The sequence below is a fragment of the Sinomonas flava genome, from assembly GCF_039531875.1.
Taxonomy (GTDB): Bacteria; Actinomycetota; Actinomycetes; order Actinomycetales; family Micrococcaceae; genus Sinomonas; species Sinomonas flava.
This window is the reverse complement of record NZ_BAAAQW010000003.1, coordinates 509597-526441: the sequence shown is the minus strand read 5'-3', so window position 1 is coordinate 526441 and position 16845 is coordinate 509597. Positions and strand designations below refer to the sequence as shown.

Sequence of the window (16845 nt, the reverse complement as noted above, 5' to 3'; positions counted from 1 at the left end):
GTCCCCGCGTGGTCAGGAGTACCCATGACAGCATTCACCGAGGCGCCCCCAGAGGCGGCCTCCGCGCCGGTCGCGAAGGCGAAGGCGGGCGGCCTGGGCAGCTACCTGCTCGTCCGCTTCCTGCTCATCTTCCCCACGATCCTGATCCTCGTGACGATCGTGTTCTTCCTCATGAGGATCACCGGCGACCCGATCACCGCGGCGCTCGGGGGACGCCTTCCCGCCGAGCAGCTCGAGCTCCGCATCCATGAGGCCGGGTACGACCGGCCGATCCTGATCCAGTACGTCGAGTACCTCGGGCAGGTCTTCACCGGCAACTTCGGGAGGACCATCTCCGACAACCGCTCCGTCACGGAGATGATCCTGACGTTCGGCACCGCGACACTCGAGCTCGCCGTCAACGCGCTGGTCGTGGCCTTCCTCATCGGCATTCCCCTCGGGATGGTCGCCGCCCACCGCCGCGACAGGTCCTCGGACGCCGCACTGCGGGTGTTCGCCATCCTCTTCTACGCGACCCCCGTCTTCTTCTCGGGACTCCTGCTCAAGCTCGTGTTCGGGGTGTGGCTCGGCTGGACTCCGATCGCAGGGAGGGCGTCCACGGCGACCGAATTGGCGATGAACCAGCTCGCCGCGCCTTCCGGCATCTACTGGCTGGACGCGCTGCGCAGCGGCAACATGCCGGCGTTCTGGGACGTCGTCTCGCACGCCGTCCTGCCTGCCGTTGCGCTGGGGCTGCTCACCGCGGGCGTGTTCCTCCGCCTCGTGCGGACCAACCTCATCGGCACGCTCGGCAAGGACTATGTCGAGGCGGGCCGGTCACGTGGCGTGAGCGAGTTCCGGCTCGTCACGAAGCACGCCTACAAGCCGTCCCTCATCCCGATCATCACGGTCATGGGCATGCAGATCGCGCTGCTGCTCGGGGGAGCGGTCCTGACTGAGACGACGTTCGAGTGGAAGGGGCTCGGCTTCCAGCTCGCGCAGTACCTCACCGCCCGCGACTTCGTCGCGGTGCAGGGCATCGTGGTCCTCTTGGCCATCATCGTCGCGGTCACGAACTTCGTGGTCGACGTGATTGCGGCCCTCATCGACCCGAGGGTGAGGTACTGACATGGCCCCCAAGACCCAGACCCTTCCGGAGATCGAGCGACGGCTGCCCCTCTCACGCCGTCTCCCGGTCGTCTCCCACCTCGTGGCGAGCGTGGGGGTGCAGCGCGGAATGCTCGTGGCGGGCCTTGTGCTGACGTCCGTGTTCGTCCTCCTGGCCGTCCTCGCGCCCCTGGTGGCGCCCTACGGCTTCTCCCAGCTCTCCGATGCCTCGGGGAACTTCCCCACGCAGGACCCCCCGAGCGCCAAGCATCTCTGGGGGACCACTGTGGGCGGCTACGACGTGTTCTCCCGCGTCATCTGGGGCACCCAGACTGCGATCTTCGTGATCGTGGTCGCCGTGGCCCTGTCGATCTTCGCCGGTGTCGCCCTCGGACTCGTCTCCGGCTACGTGGGCGGGTGGCTCGACCGGATCCTGGTGGTGGTCGCGGACGCGGTGTACGCGTTCCCGTCGCTGCTGGTCGCGATCGTCATGTCGATCGTCATCTCCCGCGGGCAGTCCAGCCTGTGGGGCGGCGTCCTCGCGGCCGCGCTTGCGATCACGGTCGTGTTCATCCCGCAGTACTTCCGCGTGGTGCGGGCGGAGGCGATCCGCCTCAAGGCCGAGCCGTTCGTCGAGTCGGCGAAGGTGATCGGGGCGTCGAGCTGGCGGATCATGGGCCGCCACATCTTCCGCAACGCGACGCGCAGCATCCCCCTCATCTTCACCCTCAACGCCTCGGAGGCCATCCTCATCCTCGCAGCGCTCGGCTTCCTCGGGTTCGGCATCGAGCCGACGAGCGCCTCGGAGTGGGGATACGACCTCAAGCAGGCGCTCAGCGACGTCAGCGCCGGGATCTGGTGGACCGGGCTCTTCCCCGGCCTCGCGATCGTCCTGACCGTCCTCGGCTTCACGCTCGTCGGGGAGAGCATCAACGACCTGGGCGACGCGCGCCTCCGCACGCGCGGCCGCAAGCGGAAGGGGAGCCCGGCATGAGCACCGGCACCGGAGAGCAGCTCGGTCCGGTGGGCGGGACCCGCCCGGACGAGACCGTCCTGGACATCGACGACCTGCGGGTCTCCTTCGCCACAGACGCGGGGGAGGTCGACGCCGTGCGCGGCGTGAGCCTGGACGTGCGTGCAGGCGAGGTGGTCGCCGTCGTGGGCGAATCCGGCTCAGGCAAGACCGTCACGGCCAAGACCATCCTCGGCCTCCTGCCCGAGACCGCCACGAGCTCCGGCGCCGTGGTGATCAACGGCCACAACGTCGTCGCGCTCAGCCGGGCCGCGCTGCGCGAGCTGCGCGGGCGCGACGTCGCGATGGTCTTCCAGGAGCCCTCGACTGCGCTCAACCCCGTCTTCACGGTGGGGTGGCAGATCGCCGAGGGGATCCGGGCACACCGCGGCAGGGACGGCAGGAGGGTCAGCCGCAAGGAGGCCAGGGAGCGTGCCGTCGAGGCGCTGCGCAAAGTGGGCATCCCCGACCCCGAGAAGCGGGTGGACTACTACCCGCACCAGTTCTCCGGCGGCCAGAAGCAGCGCGTGGTCATCGCGGCGGCGCTCGCACTCGACCCCGGCCTGATCGTGGCCGACGAGCCCACGACGGCGCTGGACGTCACCGTCCAGGCCGAGATCCTCGAGCTGCTCCGCGACCTGCGGGACCTCTACGGCACGTCGATTGTGCTCATCACCCACAACATGGGGGTGGTCGCGGACCTCGCCGACCGGGTCGTCGTCATGAACCAGGGCGAGGTCGTCGAGGAGGCTGCCGCCCGCACGCTCTTCGCCTCCCCGCGCGAGGACTACACCCGGCGCCTGCTCGACGCCGTTCCCCACCTCGGGCGGGACTCCGCCTCGGAAGGCGCCACGGCGCGCCTGCACCAGGACGGGGAGGTGCTGGTCCGCGCCGAGGGGCTCGACATCACGTACCCGGGCCGCCTCGGGACCCCGCCGTTCAAGGCCGTCCAGGACGTCTCGTTCACCGTCTCGGCGGGTGAGGTGTTCGGGCTCGTGGGCGAGTCGGGATCCGGCAAGACCACGATCGGGCGGGCCATCGCGGGGCTCAGCCGCGCCAGCGGAGGCAGCCTGAAGGTCCTCGGCCACGAGATGGTCGGCTTCCGTGAGCGGGACGTCAGGCCGATCCGCAAGGACATCGGCTTCGTGTTCCAGGATCCGGCGGCGTCGTTCAACCCGCAGCTGACGATCGGCGAGTGCGTCGCCGAGCCCCTCCTGGTCCACCTGGACCTCGGGGGCGTCCAGGTGCGCCGTCGGGTGGGCGAGCTGCTCGAGTCGGTGCAACTGCCGGCGTCGTACGCCGCCCGGTACCCGCACGAGCTCTCCGGCGGCCAGCGCCAGCGCGCCTCGCTCGCGCGTGCCCTCGCGCTCGGGCCCAAGCTGCTCGTCGCCGACGAGCCGACCTCCGCGCTCGACGTCTCGGTCCAGGCGAAGGTGCTCGAGCTGTTCCGCGAGATCCAGTCCGAGCTCGGGTTCGCGGCGCTGTTCATCAGCCACGACCTCGCGGTGGTCGACCAGCTCAGCCACTGGGTCGGGGTCCTCTACAAGGGCCGGATGGTCGAACAGGGAATCGGCTCCCGCGTCATGGGCGCACCCGAGCACGAGTACACGAAGCGGCTCATCGCATCGCTGCCCGTGCCCGACCCGCTCGAGCAGGCCGAGCGCCGGGCTGCGCACCGCGCGCTGCTCGGCGGCTGACCGCCTGTCCGCATGGTGGCTCCGCGTCGCTGAGGGCGCGGGGCCACCACGCGGCGGCCCATAGACTGTCAGCATGACCGAGCTGCACCGCCCCGACGCCGACGCCGAGACGACCGAGCACCGATCCGAGGGCCAGTACGACCCCGGCGCGAGCTCTCTGAAGGGACACGTGGACCCGGCCGTCATGGAGGAGCTGCTCTCCATCCGCTCGAGCATCGACAACTTCGACGCGACGCTCGTCTACCTCCTCGCCGAGCGCTTCAAGGTCACCCAGCGGGTGGGCTTCCTCAAGGCCCAGCACCACCTCCCCCCCGCCGATCCCGAGCGCGAGGCCGCCCAGATCGCGCGGCTGCGGCGTCTCGCCGAGGAGGCCCAGCTGGACCCGGCGTTCGCAGAGAAGTTCCTGAACTTCATCATCAGCGAGGTCATCCGGCACCACCAGGCCATCTCGGAGGATGTCTCAGCGCGCCGCTCGGGGGACGGCCAGGACACGGCCTCGGACGCCTGACGTGGCAGGACAGGTCACTGCGACCGCGCTGGGGGACTGGCCGGGGACCGACCCCCTCGAAGCGGCCAAGGCCATCCGCGGCGAGCTGGGGTCGCCGCACCTCCCCGTCCTCGCCGAGCTGCCAGACCGGGGGGTCGGGTCCGACCCGGTCGGCAGGAGTGCCGCTCTCCTGGCCGACCTGCACGCGGACGTCCAGCCGCACGGGTGGCGGGTCGTGGACAGGCGCGGCCTGGACGCCGCCCGCGCGGAGTCGGCCCTCTCGACGGACCTCAACGTGCTCGCCGACGTCGCCGGCGCGGAGGAGCGGCCGGCCGAGGGTCTCCACGTCCGCATCCTGGGCCCCCTGAGCCTCATGGCCGGCCTCTACCTCCCCTCGGGCGAGCGGGTCCTAGGCGACCACGGCGCGCGGCGGGACATCGCACAGTCCCTCGCGGCCGGCGTCGTGCCCTTCCTCGGCCGGGTGGCGCGGGCCGTCCCGGGCGCCCGCCTCACGGTCCAGCTCGACGAGCCCGACGCGGCGCGGGTGCTCGCGGGCCTTCTGCCCACCGCCAGCGGCTACCGCACGCTGCGCGCGGTTCCCGCCCACGAGGGCCGGGCGGCGTGGTCGCTTCTCGCCGATGCCCTGCGCGGAGCGGGGGCCGAGGCCGTCGTCGTGAACCTCCCCGCGTGGGAGGCGCCCCTCGCCGCGGTCCTCGAGGCCGGCGCGGACGGGGTCTCGCTCCCGCTCGCGGACCTCACCGTGCCGCAGTGGGAAGGGCTGGCCGGCGCGGTCGAGGCCGGCGCCCGCGTGTGGCTCGGGGCCCTTCCGCCCGATGGCGCGCCGAGGGTGCGGACCGGCGAGCTCGCCGAGAGGGTGGTGCGGCCCTGGCGGCAGCTCGGGCTGTCCTTCGGTGCGCTCGACGCCGTCCGGGTCACCCCGGCAGGCAGCCTCGCCGCCCTCACCCCTGCCGAGGCGACCGCGCGCCTGAACCGGACCGTCAAGCTCGCCGATGCCGTCAACCAGATCGCGCTCGGCTGAGCCGCGCGGCCCTCAGCTGCCGCGGCGACGCAGGTGCTCCTGCGCCAGCGCGTCCATCTCCTCGTCGCTGAGTTCGTCGAACGACCTGGCCTCGCGGCGGTCGCTGCGCGAGAAGCGGACGAACATGAGGATGATGACGGGGACGTCCACCGCTTCGGCGATGAACCACAGGAGGTCGCCCGCGAGCTGCTGGTCCCGCAGGGGGGAGGGGAACCACTGCGGGACGCCCGCCGCCCAGGAGGCCGCGCCGTCGAGCACCGTGGGGGAGAGCCGGAGGAAGATCCCCGGCACCGCGTCCGCGAGGAGCTCGATGAACACGTACACGAACTCGAGCACGATGAAAGCGCTCGAGCGCTCGAAGGAGTCCCCTTCGGTCAGCGGCAGGGCCAGCAGGAGGCCGACGAGCGGGACGACGACGCTCAGGGTCCCGCTGGCCAGCGGTGAACCGCGGTAGACGGAGAGCAGGGGCGTGAGGAACGTCCCGAACAGGACGAGCCCGACCAGGGGAGCCACGAACGCATTGCCGAGCGCGCGCGTGGCCCGACTGGCCAGGACGCGTTCCAGCCGGTCCCTCGCGGCCCCCGACAGGGCGGCCCGGGCGAGGCCGACCGGCTGGCCGAGCCCGAGGAAGAGCGGGACGACGAAGAACATGAGCGCGACCTTGAGCGTGAAGGCCCAGCGGAGCGAGGACCCGTAGGCCCCCGTGAACCCGCATGCGAGCGCGACGTACGGCAGGATCCCGAGCAGGTAGAAGCCCAGCACGCGCCACAGGGGCCACGCCACCCCGCGCCGCCGTGCCCGCACCAGGCCCGCCGCGTACAGGGCGCACGCAGCGAGTGCGAGGGCGATCGCCGCGGGGTCGACCGTAGCGGCGGAGAGGATGTCTGCGAGCGGCGGCACCCGCGAACAGTAGCGGTACTGCCTGAGATCCCGCTGGGACTCCTGGGCCGGGGCCCGCGGCCGGGTGCCCGGGCGGGCGCCCAGCCGCGGCGCCTAGAATGAAGGGCGGTGTACACCCGGCGCGGCACGCCCGGCCCGGGACGTCGAGTGGGGGAGAGTGGAAGGCATGAAGGCACGCATTCTGGTCGTGGACGACGACGAGGCCCTGGCCGAGATGATCGGCATTGTCCTGCGCAACGACGGCTTCGAGCCGGTGTTCTGCGCCGACGGCGGGCAGGCCCTTGACGTGTTCCGAGCCCAGCGCCCCGACCTGGTGCTCCTGGACCTCATGCTCCCCGGCCTCGACGGCATCGAGGTGTGCCGGCAGATCCGGTCCGAGTCCGACGTCCCGATCGTCATGCTCACGGCCAAGTCCGACACCTCGGACGTGGTGCGCGGCCTCGAGTCGGGTGCGGACGACTACGTCCCCAAGCCCTTCAAGCCCGCCGAGCTCGTCGCACGGGTGCGCGCCCGCCTCCGGCCGGGCGAGACGAAGGCTCCGGAGACGCTGCGGATCGGCGAGGTCTCGATCGACGTGGCGGGCCACACCGTCAAGCGGGGCGACGAGCACATCTCGCTGACGCCCCTCGAGTTCGACCTCCTCGTGGCCTTGGCCCGCAAGCCCTGGCAGGTGTTCACGCGCGAGCTGCTGCTCGAGCAGGTCTGGGGCTACCGCCACGCCGCCGACACCCGCCTGGTGAACGTGCACGTCCAGCGCCTCCGCTCCAAGATCGAGCGCGATCCCGAGGCCCCGGAGATCGTCCTGACGGTCCGCGGGGTCGGGTACAAGGCCGGCGGATAGGCCGCCGGGAGCCGCAGGGCCGCGTGGACACAGAGCATCGCAGCAGCCCGCCGTCGAACGAGGTCCCCCAAGGCGGGACGCACGACGGCGGCGCGAGCCTGCCCGCCGCCGTCGACCGCCCCGGCCGCGCGCAGCGGGCGGCGCGGCTGCGTGCCCGGGCGCGGCTGGGGCTGGCCCTGGCCCGCCGGTGGGTGCGCCGCGAGCGTCCTCAGGACCGGGCCCGGATCCTTGGCCGCCGCGGGCGCATCCTCGCGCTGCGGGGCGTCAGGGCGCTCGGCCGGGCGGCAGCGGGCGTCGGTCCCGCCCTCGCAGCCGTCCGCGGCGGCTTCATGCGCCGCTGGCGGCGGTCGCTGCAGTTCCGCACCGTGCTCATCACGCTCGTCCTGACGTTCGTCTCCTTCCTGGCCGTGGGGGCCTACCTTTCGAACCAGATCGCGAACAACCTGTTCCAGGAGCGGCTCGCGCAGGCGGAGAACCAGACCCGCCAGGCGGTGCAGCAGGTCCAGGAGACGTTCGACGGCGCGCAGGTCACCGACCAGCAGAGCGTGCTCAAGCTCGTCAACGACACGCTCGACCAGCTCGAGGACCGCGAGTCCAGCACTCCGCGCCAGTACGTGTTCCTGGCCGTCCCCAACCAGGACCAGCCCCGCAACCGCTGGGTCGACTCGCGGGCGTCCTACCTGCGCACCGAGAACGACATCCCTGCAAGCCTCCGCGAGGCCGTCCAGCACTCCCAGCAGGAACAGTACTGGCAGTCCATCCCGCTCACCGTGGACAACCGGGAGCACCCGGCGATCGCGGTCGGGAACAAGGTCAGCTTCGGCGGGACCGTCTACGAGCTGTACCTCCTGTATGACATCGTCTCCGCCCAGCAGACGCTCGACGACATGCAGAACGTCCTGTGGTTCGGCGGCATGTTCCTGCTCCTGCTCATCGGCGCCATCACGTGGATCGTGACGCGCAGCGTCGTCTCGCCCGTGAGCCACGCCGCGGCCGTGTCCGAGAAGCTCGCCGCCGGGCAGCTCGAGGAGCGCATGGCGGTGGAGGGCGAGGACGAGGTCGCCCGGCTCGGCGCGGCGTTCAACCACATGGCCGCCAACCTCCAGGAGCAGATCACCGCGCTGGCGAACCTGTCCCACATGCAGCAGCGCTTCGTCTCCGACGTGAGCCACGAGCTGCGGACCCCGCTCACGACCGTCCGCATGGCCGCAGAGGTCCTGTTCGACGCGCGGGACGAGTTCAGCCCGATCACGAAGCGCTCCGCCGAGCTGCTCTACAACCAGGTCGAGCGCTTCCAGGCGCTCCTGAACGACCTGCTCGAGATCTCGCGGTTCGACGCCGGCGTGGCAGTCCTCGACGCGGAGCCGCGGGACATGGTGGCCCTCGTCCGCAGTGCCATCGACAAGGCGGCGCCCATCGCCGCCGAGTGCGGGTCCGAGGTGAAGCTGTACACGCGGACCCCCAGCATCATCGTCGAGATGGACGACCGCCGCATCGAGCGGGTGCTGCGCAACCTCCTGAACAATGCCCTCGAGCACGGCGAGGGCCGCCCAGTGGAGGTGTTCGTCGCCGCCAACGCCGAGGCGGTCGGCGTCGCCGTGAGGGACCACGGCATCGGTATGGCCGCCTCCGAGGCGGCGCGGGTGTTCGACCGGTTCTGGCGGGCCGACCCGGCGCGGGCCCGCACGACCGGCGGCTCCGGCCTCGGCCTCTCGATCGCCACCGAGGACGTCAAGCTCCACAACGGGTGGCTGCAGGCCTGGGGGAGCAAGGGCCAGGGGTCCTGCTTCCGCCTCACCCTCCCGCTGCGCGCGGACGGGACGATCAGCGAGTCGCCCGTCGCGCTGGCGCCGGCCGACGGCGACGTGGTCCTCGTCGAGGGCACCACGACCCGGGACGTCGTCGTCGGCCCGCAGGCGTTCCGGCGCACCGCCCCGCCGTCGCCCGAGACGGGGGCACCGTGACGCGCCGCTGGCTGCGGTGGGCGGTGCTCGCCGTCGTGCTGTGCCTCGGGGCGCTGGCGGGGTGCGCGCAGATGCCGATCACGGGATCCGTGGGGAAGAGCCGCGACAGCGCCACGACGAGGGGCAACGCCCCCCAGTACATCCCGCCGGGGCCCCGTGACGGCGCGAGCCCGCAGTCCGTCATCGAAGGCTTCTTCAACGCCGGAAGCGGCTACCAGAACGACTTCACGGTCGCGCGGCAGTTCCTCGCCCCCGCACAGGCCGTCACCTGGAAGCCGAGCCAGCGGACGCTGGTCTACCGGGGCAGCGCGGCCGTCGTGCCCACCGGACGCGAGAACGAGTACAGCTACGAGATGGACCTCGCCTACTCGGTCGACTCGCAGGGGATCTCGACTCCCTTCCCGCCCGGCACCAAGGAGCACCTCGACGTGACCGTCTCGTCGGTGGACGGCCAGTGGCGGCTGTCCAAGCTCCCCGACGGCACGGCCATCCCCGAGGAGACCTTCAAGGTCCTGTACAAGTCCTTCCCGCTGTACTTCTTCGACCCGGGCTTCAGCACGCTCGTCCCGGACGTGCGGTGGTTCATCGACAACTCCGGCGTGGCGAAGTCCCTCGTGAGCGCCCTCATCGCGGGGCCGGCCCCGTACCTGCGGTCCGCCGTCGCGACGTCCTTCCCGCAAGGGGTGCGGCTCGAGCGGGAGTCCGTGCCGATCGTCGACAACACCGCCCAGGTGGACCTCACCTCGGAGGTCCGCGACGCCTCGTTCACGGACCGCCAGCGGATGCACGCCCAGCTCGTGCGCACCTTCTCGGGCATCAGCTCGGTGGTCGGCGTGACGCTGCGCTCGAACCAGAGCGAGGTCGCGCTCGAGGACCCGACGACCGGCGGGAACATCCCCCAGCCCACAGTCGACCCCCAGGTGCCCACGTGGCAGGTCGCCGTGGCCGGCGGCGAGCTCGTGCGGTACGCCGACCAGCAGGCGGCCCGCATCGACGGGCTCCGCAGCGTCGCCCAGTTCAACCCGCGCGATCCGGCAGCGGCCCAGTCCCAGCAGGTCTACGCGTTCCTCGGCGACGGCCCGGCGCTGTACTCCGCGGTGCCCAATCAGCCGGCGCGCCTCCTCGAATCGCGGACGAGGCTGTCGCCGCCCTCGGTCTCTCCCAAAGACTGGGTCTGGACCGCCGGCCCAGGCGCCACGGGGGCAACGGAGGTGGTGGCGTACCGGCCCGTGGGGGTCGCCGAGGGAGCGGACGTGCCGCACGTCGCCATCGCCCCGCGCTGGCTCGCGGGCCGCACGGTCGAAGACCTGCGGGTCTCACGCGACGGCGCGCGCGTCGCGGTGCTGTCCTCGCGGGACGGCAAGGCCGTCCTCCAGCTTGCGGGGATCGTGCGCGGACCGGACGGCGTGCCGCGGGAGCTGGCGGATCCCGTCACGCTCCCTACGGCGGACGCGGGCGCCCGCCGTGTGGCCTGGGTCGACGAGCTGACGCTCCTGGTCTCGGGCCTCTCCGCCACCGAACCCGTGGCGCCCGAGATCGTGTCACTGCGCGGGGGCGAGCCCCGCCAGCTGCCGCCGCTGGCCGGGATCCACTCGATCAGTGCCGGGAACGGCGAGCAGGCCATCTACGCGCAGACGCCTGCCGGGGTGTTCCAGCTCGTGCGCACCGCCTGGACCGAGCACGGCAAGGGAGTCGAGTACCCCGCCTTCGCCGGCTGACGCGCTGTCCACATGCACCGCCGGCACGTGGCGGGCGCGGCGCGGCCGCGCAACGCTGGTGGGATGCACGACGACGGAGCCTCCTCCCGCCGCCGTCCCGCCGTGGGCGCGGGACCGCCATCGACGTCCGAGCCGCACGGCCCCTCACGCCACGCTGCTGCGTCCCGGAGCCGGCTCCTGCGGCTGGCCGCCCACACTGCCGCCCTGGCGCGCGAGCTGCTCGGGCTCGTCGTTCCCGTCGACTGCGTCTCGTGCGGCGCTCCGGACAGCACCCTCTGCGTGGGCTGCGCTCGCCGGCTGCGCTCGCTCACGGCGCGTCCGGCCAGGGTCGAGGCCCACGCGGCGGCACTCATCGAGGCCGACGGGACCGTCCTGCTCCCCGCCGTCGCGGCAGGGCCCTACCGCAACGAGCTCTCGCTCGCGCTGCTCGACTTCAAGCGGCACGGGAGCCGAACGCTCGAACGCGAGCTCGCGGCAGGGCTCGCCCGGGCAGTCCGGGCCGCGGTCGGCACCCAGGGCGGCGCGGTGTGGCTCGTGCCCGTTCCGACGAGCACGGCGGCATTCCTACGCCGGGGCTTCGACCCGCTCGCGCTCCTGGGCCGCAGGGCGCGGCGCGAGGGCCGCCTGCCTCCCGGCGCCGTCTGGGTGCCTGCCCTGAGGCAGCGGCGGGTCCCGCTGCACTCGGCGCTGCTCGGCGCGGCCCGCTCGGCCGCCGGGTTCGGGGACGGCTCGCAGAAGGGGCTCGGGAAGGGCCAGAGGCGCCGGCGCGCGGCCGGGTCCCTCGAGGCCAGGGCGCGGGTCAGGGTCCCCGGGCGGAAGGGGCCGGCGCGGGTCCGCGGACGCCCGTGCGTACTCGTCGACGACGTCCTGACGACCGGCGCGACCCTGAGGGAGGCGGCCCGCGCGCTCGAGGCCGCGGGCGCCGTCGTCCTCGGCGCAGCCACGCTCGCCTACGTTCCCCTGCGGGAGCCGACGGCGGGCTCGCGGGGCTACGCTGCCAGCGGACAGGGGCGGGACGGGACCAATGGAGGGTGAATAAAAGGTGACGATCCACTAACGTCTGTAGTGGGTCCCGTAGCCAGAAGGACCCGTCGATAGCGGCTCAGGAAAGGGGCTCGACTGTCACAGCGCGAGCCTTGCGGTGCCGATATCGGGCTGAACTCGGAAATTTGGAGGGCACCATGGAGTTCAACATCAGCGGACGCAACCTGACGGTTTCTGATCGTTTCCGTGAGTACGCGAGCGAGAAGATCGAGAAGATCGGAACCCTCGCAGACAAGGTCCAGCGCGTCGACGCCAAGTGCTCCAAGCAGAATGGCGCCCGTTCGGGAGGCGACCAGCTCACCGTCGAGCTCACGGTCACCGGACGCGGTCCCGTGATCCGCGCCGAGGCAACGGCGCCGGACAAGTTCGCTGCATTCGACCTCGCCTACGGGAAGCTCCTCGAACGGCTGCGGCGGGTCAAGGACAGGCGGAAGGTACACCACGGAAAGCACACGCCCGTGGGTGTCAGCGCCGCCACGGCGGCCCTTCCCGTGGTGAGCAGCAGCCAGCCCATCTACGCCGAGCACGCGCTCGAGAGCGCCACAGGCACGTCCGCCGATGCCGGCGAGGAGCAGTCGCCGTACGAGGTCGAGAACGACATTCCCGCCGGTGACTCCCCGGTGCTGATCCGCCGGAAGGTCTTCCCCGCCGCGACGCTCACCCTTGACGACGCAGTGGACAACATGGAGCTCGTGGGGCACGACTTCTACCTGTTCATCGACGCGGACACGAACACGCCCTCCGTCGTGTACCGCCGCCGCGGCTGGACCTACGGCGTCATCAGCCTGGACCGGGCGTGCGAGCCGGGCCAGACCACCGTCGAGGAGAAGATCCTCGCCTACCGTTCGGACGACCAGGGCGCCGTTGTCTCCTGACACCTCGTCTGGCGCGTCAACAGCAGCGGCGGTCCCGTCCGGGGCCGCCGCTGCTGCGTATGGGGCTTCCGGAGGCGAGCGCGCGTGAGGGCGACCCTCAGCCTTGCCCAAGCGCGCCGCCTTGCGCTCGCCGCCCAGGGCCTGCACCGGCCCCGTCCCGCCGCACCGGCCTCGACGAGGTCCCTGACCGCGGTGTTCGAGCGCCTGCAGCTCGTGCAGATCGACTCCGTCAATGTCCTTGTCCGGAGCCACTACCTGCCGTTCTTCTCAAGGCTCGGCGCGTATGACCGGGGAGCCCTGGACCGGCTCTCCTCCCGGAGTCCGCGCCGGATGGTGGAGTACTGGGCGCACGAGGCGAGCTTCGTGCGGCCCGAGCACTTCGATGCCCTTCGGCTGTGGCAGCGGCGCGCCTGGGTGGGCGCCCACCGCATGGACAGCGGGACCCGCGCAGACCTCGCCGAGCGCATCGTCGCGGTCCTGGCCTCGAGCCGGCCCCTGACGGCGTCCCAGCTCACCGAACGGCTCGGCCACGTCGAGGAGCGCCGGACCGACAGCTGGGGATGGAACTGGAACGCCGTCCAGCGTGTCGCGAGCCACCTCTTCGAGGAGGGGATCCTCGGCTCAGCCGGCCGCTCGCCGTCGTTCGAGCGCAGGTATGCGCTCATGGAGGCAGTCCTGCCGCCCGGCCTCGCCCGGGATCCCGCGCTGTCCCGGGACGCCGCGATCCTGGAACTGGCGCGCGCAGCCGTGGCAGCGCACGGGATCGGGACCGTCCGATGCTTCGCCGACTACTTCCGCCTGCCGCACCGGGACACCGGCCGCGCGCTCGAGCGGCTTGTCGCCTCAGGGGAGGCGGAACCGGTCGACGTGCCGGGCTGGCCCGGGCCGGTCTATCGCGATCCGCAGCGGACCCTCCCGCGCACGGCGCAGGGGCGGGCCCTGCTGAGCCCCTTCGACTCGCTCGTCTTCGAGCGCCGGCGCCTCGAGGAGCTCTTCGGGTTCCGCTACCGGCTCGAGATCTACACGCCTGCCGCCCGGCGCGAGTACGGCTACTACGTCCTGCCCTTCCTCCTCCGCGACGCGGTGGTGGCCCGGGTCGACCTCAAGGCAGACCGCGTCCGCCGGACCCTCATCGTGCACGCCGCCCATGCCGAGCCCGGAGCCCCGCCGGACACCGCCGCGGAACTCGCCGCGGAACTGGCGCTCCTCGCGGACTGGCTCGGGCTCGACGACGTCCGGGTCGCCGACAGCGGCAGCCTCGCCTTCACGCTGCGGCGGGAGCTCCCCGGCCGTCTCGGATGAGGAACGCCCGGGGCGGCATCCGAGCTGCCGGGCCGGAACCCTCAAGCCGTCCCATACGTGTCTGACGTAGACTGATGCCCGCCCGCAGCGCGCGCGTGCTGCGGCCCACGCCATTGACAAGGGAGCGAACGCCACGTGGCAAACCTTCTCGAGAAACTCCTGCGCACCGGTGACCGCCGGACGCTCAAGCAGCTGCGCGTCTATGCTGACGCCATCAACGCGCTCGAGGATGAGTTCCGCGGACTGAGCGACGGCGACCTCCGGGGCGAGACGGACCGCCTCCGGGCCCGCTACGAGGACGGCGAGAGCCTCGACGACCTGCTGCCCGAGGCGTTCGCGGCCGTGCGCGAGGCGGCCGGGCGCACGCTCGGCATGCGTCACTTCGACGTCCAGCTCATGGGCGGCGCCGCGCTGCACCTCGGCAACATCGCCGAGATGAAGACCGGCGAGGGCAAGACGCTCGTGGCGACCGCTCCGGCCTACCTCAATGCCCTCACTGGCCAGGGCGTGCACGTGGTGACCGTCAACGACTACCTCGCGGAGTACCAGTCCGAGCTGATGGGCCGCGTCTACCGCTTCCTCGGCATCTCGAGCGGCTGCATCCTCGCCTCGATGGACCCCGCGGCACGCAAGAAGCAGTACGACGCCGGCATCACCTACGGCACCAACAACGAGTTCGGCTTCGACTATCTCCGGGACAACATGGCCTGGGACAAGAACGAGCTCGTCCAGCGGGGCCACCACTTCGCGATCGTGGACGAGGTCGACTCGATCCTCATCGACGAGGCGCGCACGCCGCTCATCATCTCCGGGCCGGCCCAGGGCGATGCGAACCGCTGGTACTCGGAGTTCGCCAAGATCGCGCTCCGCCTCGGCGAGGGCGACTACGAGGTCGACGAGAAGAAGCGCACCGTGGGCGTCCTCGAGCCCGGCATCGAGAAGGTCGAGGACTACCTCGGCATCCACAACCTGTACGAGTCCGCCAACACCCCCCTCATCGGGTTCCTCAACAACGCCATCAAGGCCAAGGAACTGTTCAAGAGGGACAAGGACTACGTGGTCCTCGAGGGCGAAGTCCTCATCGTCGACGAGCACACCGGCCGCATCCTCCCCGGGCGCCGCTACAACGAGGGCATGCACCAGGCCATCGAGGCCAAGGAGGGGGTGGAGATCAAGGCCGAGAACCAGACCCTCGCCACGATCACCCTCCAGAACTACTTCCGCCTCTATGACAAGCTCTCCGGCATGACCGGAACCGCCGAGACCGAGGCGGCCGAGTTCATGAGTACGTACAAGCTCGGCGTGGTGCCGATCCCGACGAACAAGCCCATGGCCCGCATCGACCAGTCTGACCTGGTCTACAAGAACGAGGTCGTCAAGTTCGAGGCCGTGGTCAAGGACATCTCGCGCCGCCACGCGACCGGGCAGCCGGTCCTTGTGGGCACCACGAGCGTCGAGAAGAGCGAGTACCTCTCGAAGTCGCTCGCGAAGGCCGGTATCCGCCACGAGGTGCTCAACGCGAAGAACCACGCGCGTGAGGCCGCGATCGTCGCGCAGGCCGGGCGGAAGGGCGCCGTGACCGTGGCGACCAACATGGCAGGGCGCGGCACCGACATCATGCTCGGAGGCAACGCCGAGTTCATGGCGGTCGCGGACCTTGCGGCCAAGGGCCTGGACCCCGAGGAGAACTCCGAGCAGTACGAGGCCGCGTGGCCAGCCGCCCTAGAGGCAGCCAACCAGGCCGTCAAGGCCGAGCATGAGGAGGTCCTCGAGCTCGGCGGACTGTACGTCCTCGGAACGGAGCGGCACGAGTCACGGCGCATCGACAACCAGCTCCGCGGCCGCTCGGGGCGTCAGGGCGACCCCGGTGAGTCGCGCTTCTACCTCTCGCTCACCGACGACCTCATGCGCCTCTTCGGCACGGGCGGCGCCGAGCGGCTCATGGCGTCGAGCCTTCCGGACGACACCGCGCTCGAGTCCAAGATGGTCTCCCGGGCGATCCAGTCGGCCCAGGCGCAGGTCGAGGGCCGCAACGCCGAGCAGCGCAAGAACGTCCTCAAGTACGACGACGTCCTGAACCGCCAGCGTGAGGCGATCTACGGCGACCGCCGCCGCATCCTCGAGGGCGACGACCTCCATGAGAAGGTCCAGTTCTTCCTCGAGGACACGATCACGGCGATGATCGACGCCGCGACTGCCGAGGGCAACGGGGATGACTGGGACTTCCACGCCCTCTGGTCCAACCTGCGGACGCTGTACCCCATCACGCTCACGCCCCAGGACATCATCGATGAGGCGGGCGGCAAGCCCCGCGTCACGGTCGAGATGCTCAAGGAGGAGATCCTCTCCGACGCGAAGCTGGTCTACGCCCAGCGCGAGGAGAAGCTCGGCTCCGAGATGATGCGGGACCTCGAACGCCGCGTCGTGCTGTCTGTCATCGGGCGCAAGTGGCAGGAGCACCTCTACGAGATGGACTACCTCAAGGAGGGCATCGGCCTGCGCGCCATGGCGCAGCGCGACCCGCTGGTGGAGTACCAGCGCGAGGGCTTCGCCATGTTCCAGGCCATGATGGAGGGCATCCGCGAGGAGTCCGTCGGATTCCTGTTCAACCTCGAGGTCCAGCCTGCCGAAGCGGCCCCTACGGGACAGCCCGTCCAGGCCCCGGGACTCGAGGCCCCGGCCCGGCCCGTGCAGCTGGAGTACTCGGCCCCGGCCGAGGACGGCTCCACCGAGACCCACGTCGAGCAGGCACGCGCCGCCCGTGCGGGCCAGAACGGCGGAGATGGAACCCGGCCGCAGGCAGGCCAGAGCCGCTCCGCGGCCAAGGGCGGCCCCGGCCGGCGGTCCCGCCGCCGCTAGCGGTCGCTGCGCAGACGCACG

13 protein-coding genes are annotated in these 16845 nt (G+C 71.4%); 12 read left to right on the top strand and 1 reads right to left on the bottom strand.

Translation table 11 applies throughout. The annotated features are described in order from the left end of the window. Window positions 1-24 precede the first annotated feature (24 nt). From ABD298_RS05100 to ABD298_RS05080, 5 genes are all read left to right on the top strand, one after another. Window positions 25-1107, top strand: coding sequence for an ABC transporter permease (locus ABD298_RS05100; RefSeq protein ID WP_344298565.1), 1083 nt, complete (start codon window positions 25-27; stop codon window positions 1105-1107). Window position 1108: 1 nt separating this feature from the next. Further along, window positions 1109-2080: an ABC transporter permease gene (locus tag ABD298_RS05095; protein ID WP_344298564.1), complete on the top strand. Its 972-nt coding sequence runs from the start codon at window positions 1109-1111 to the stop codon at window positions 2078-2080. Then, a complete protein-coding gene (locus ABD298_RS05090; protein ID WP_344298563.1) occupies window positions 2077-3795 on the top strand; it encodes a dipeptide ABC transporter ATP-binding protein in 1719 nt (572 codons plus the stop codon). The genes ABD298_RS05095 and ABD298_RS05090 overlap by 4 nt, the downstream gene beginning before the upstream one ends. 73 nt (window positions 3796-3868) lie before the next feature. Continuing rightward, window positions 3869-4303, top strand: coding sequence for a chorismate mutase (locus ABD298_RS05085; RefSeq protein WP_344298561.1), 435 nt, complete (start codon window positions 3869-3871; stop codon window positions 4301-4303). A gap of 1 nt (window position 4304) precedes the next feature. Next, window positions 4305-5321: a uroporphyrinogen decarboxylase/cobalamine-independent methonine synthase family protein gene (locus ABD298_RS05080; RefSeq protein ID WP_344298560.1), complete on the top strand. Its 1017-nt coding sequence runs from the start codon at window positions 4305-4307 to the stop codon at window positions 5319-5321. A gap of 12 nt (window positions 5322-5333) precedes the next feature. Here ABD298_RS05080 and ABD298_RS05075 read toward each other — a convergent pair whose 3' ends face one another. Beyond that, window positions 5334-6221: a cytochrome c oxidase assembly protein gene (locus ABD298_RS05075; protein ID WP_344298559.1), complete on the bottom strand. Its 888-nt coding sequence runs from the start codon at window positions 6219-6221 to the stop codon at window positions 5334-5336. A gap of 166 nt (window positions 6222-6387) precedes the next feature. Between ABD298_RS05075 and mtrA the strand changes: the two genes are divergently transcribed. From mtrA to secA, 7 genes are all read left to right on the top strand, one after another. Further along, entirely contained in the window at window positions 6388-7062 is a 675-nt protein-coding gene (mtrA, locus tag ABD298_RS05070; protein WP_208709379.1) for an MtrAB system response regulator MtrA, read from the top strand. Between the two features lie 23 nt (window positions 7063-7085). Then, complete coding sequence (gene mtrB, locus ABD298_RS05065) at window positions 7086-9026, top strand: MtrAB system histidine kinase MtrB (RefSeq protein ID WP_425564314.1); 1941 nt, start codon at window positions 7086-7088, stop codon at window positions 9024-9026. Next, window positions 9023-10744, top strand: coding sequence for an LpqB family beta-propeller domain-containing protein (locus ABD298_RS05060; protein WP_344298558.1), 1722 nt, complete (start codon window positions 9023-9025; stop codon window positions 10742-10744). Before mtrB ends, ABD298_RS05060 begins: the two co-directional genes overlap by 4 nt. 63 nt (window positions 10745-10807) lie before the next feature. Continuing rightward, a complete protein-coding gene (locus tag ABD298_RS05055; protein WP_344298556.1) occupies window positions 10808-11779 on the top strand; it encodes a ComF family protein in 972 nt (323 codons plus the stop codon). Between the two features lie 146 nt (window positions 11780-11925). After that, window positions 11926-12663 (top strand): ribosome hibernation-promoting factor, HPF/YfiA family, encoded by a 738-nt coding sequence (gene hpf / locus ABD298_RS05050; protein WP_344298555.1) that lies wholly within the window; start codon window positions 11926-11928, stop codon window positions 12661-12663. A gap of 84 nt (window positions 12664-12747) precedes the next feature. Next, window positions 12748-13965, top strand: coding sequence for a winged helix-turn-helix domain-containing protein (locus ABD298_RS05045; protein ID WP_344298554.1), 1218 nt, complete (start codon window positions 12748-12750; stop codon window positions 13963-13965). A 135-nt stretch (window positions 13966-14100) separates the two neighbouring features. Then, complete coding sequence (secA, locus tag ABD298_RS05040; protein ID WP_344298553.1) at window positions 14101-16824, top strand: preprotein translocase subunit SecA; 2724 nt, start codon at window positions 14101-14103, stop codon at window positions 16822-16824. The last annotated feature ends 21 nt before the right edge of the window (window positions 16825-16845 follow it).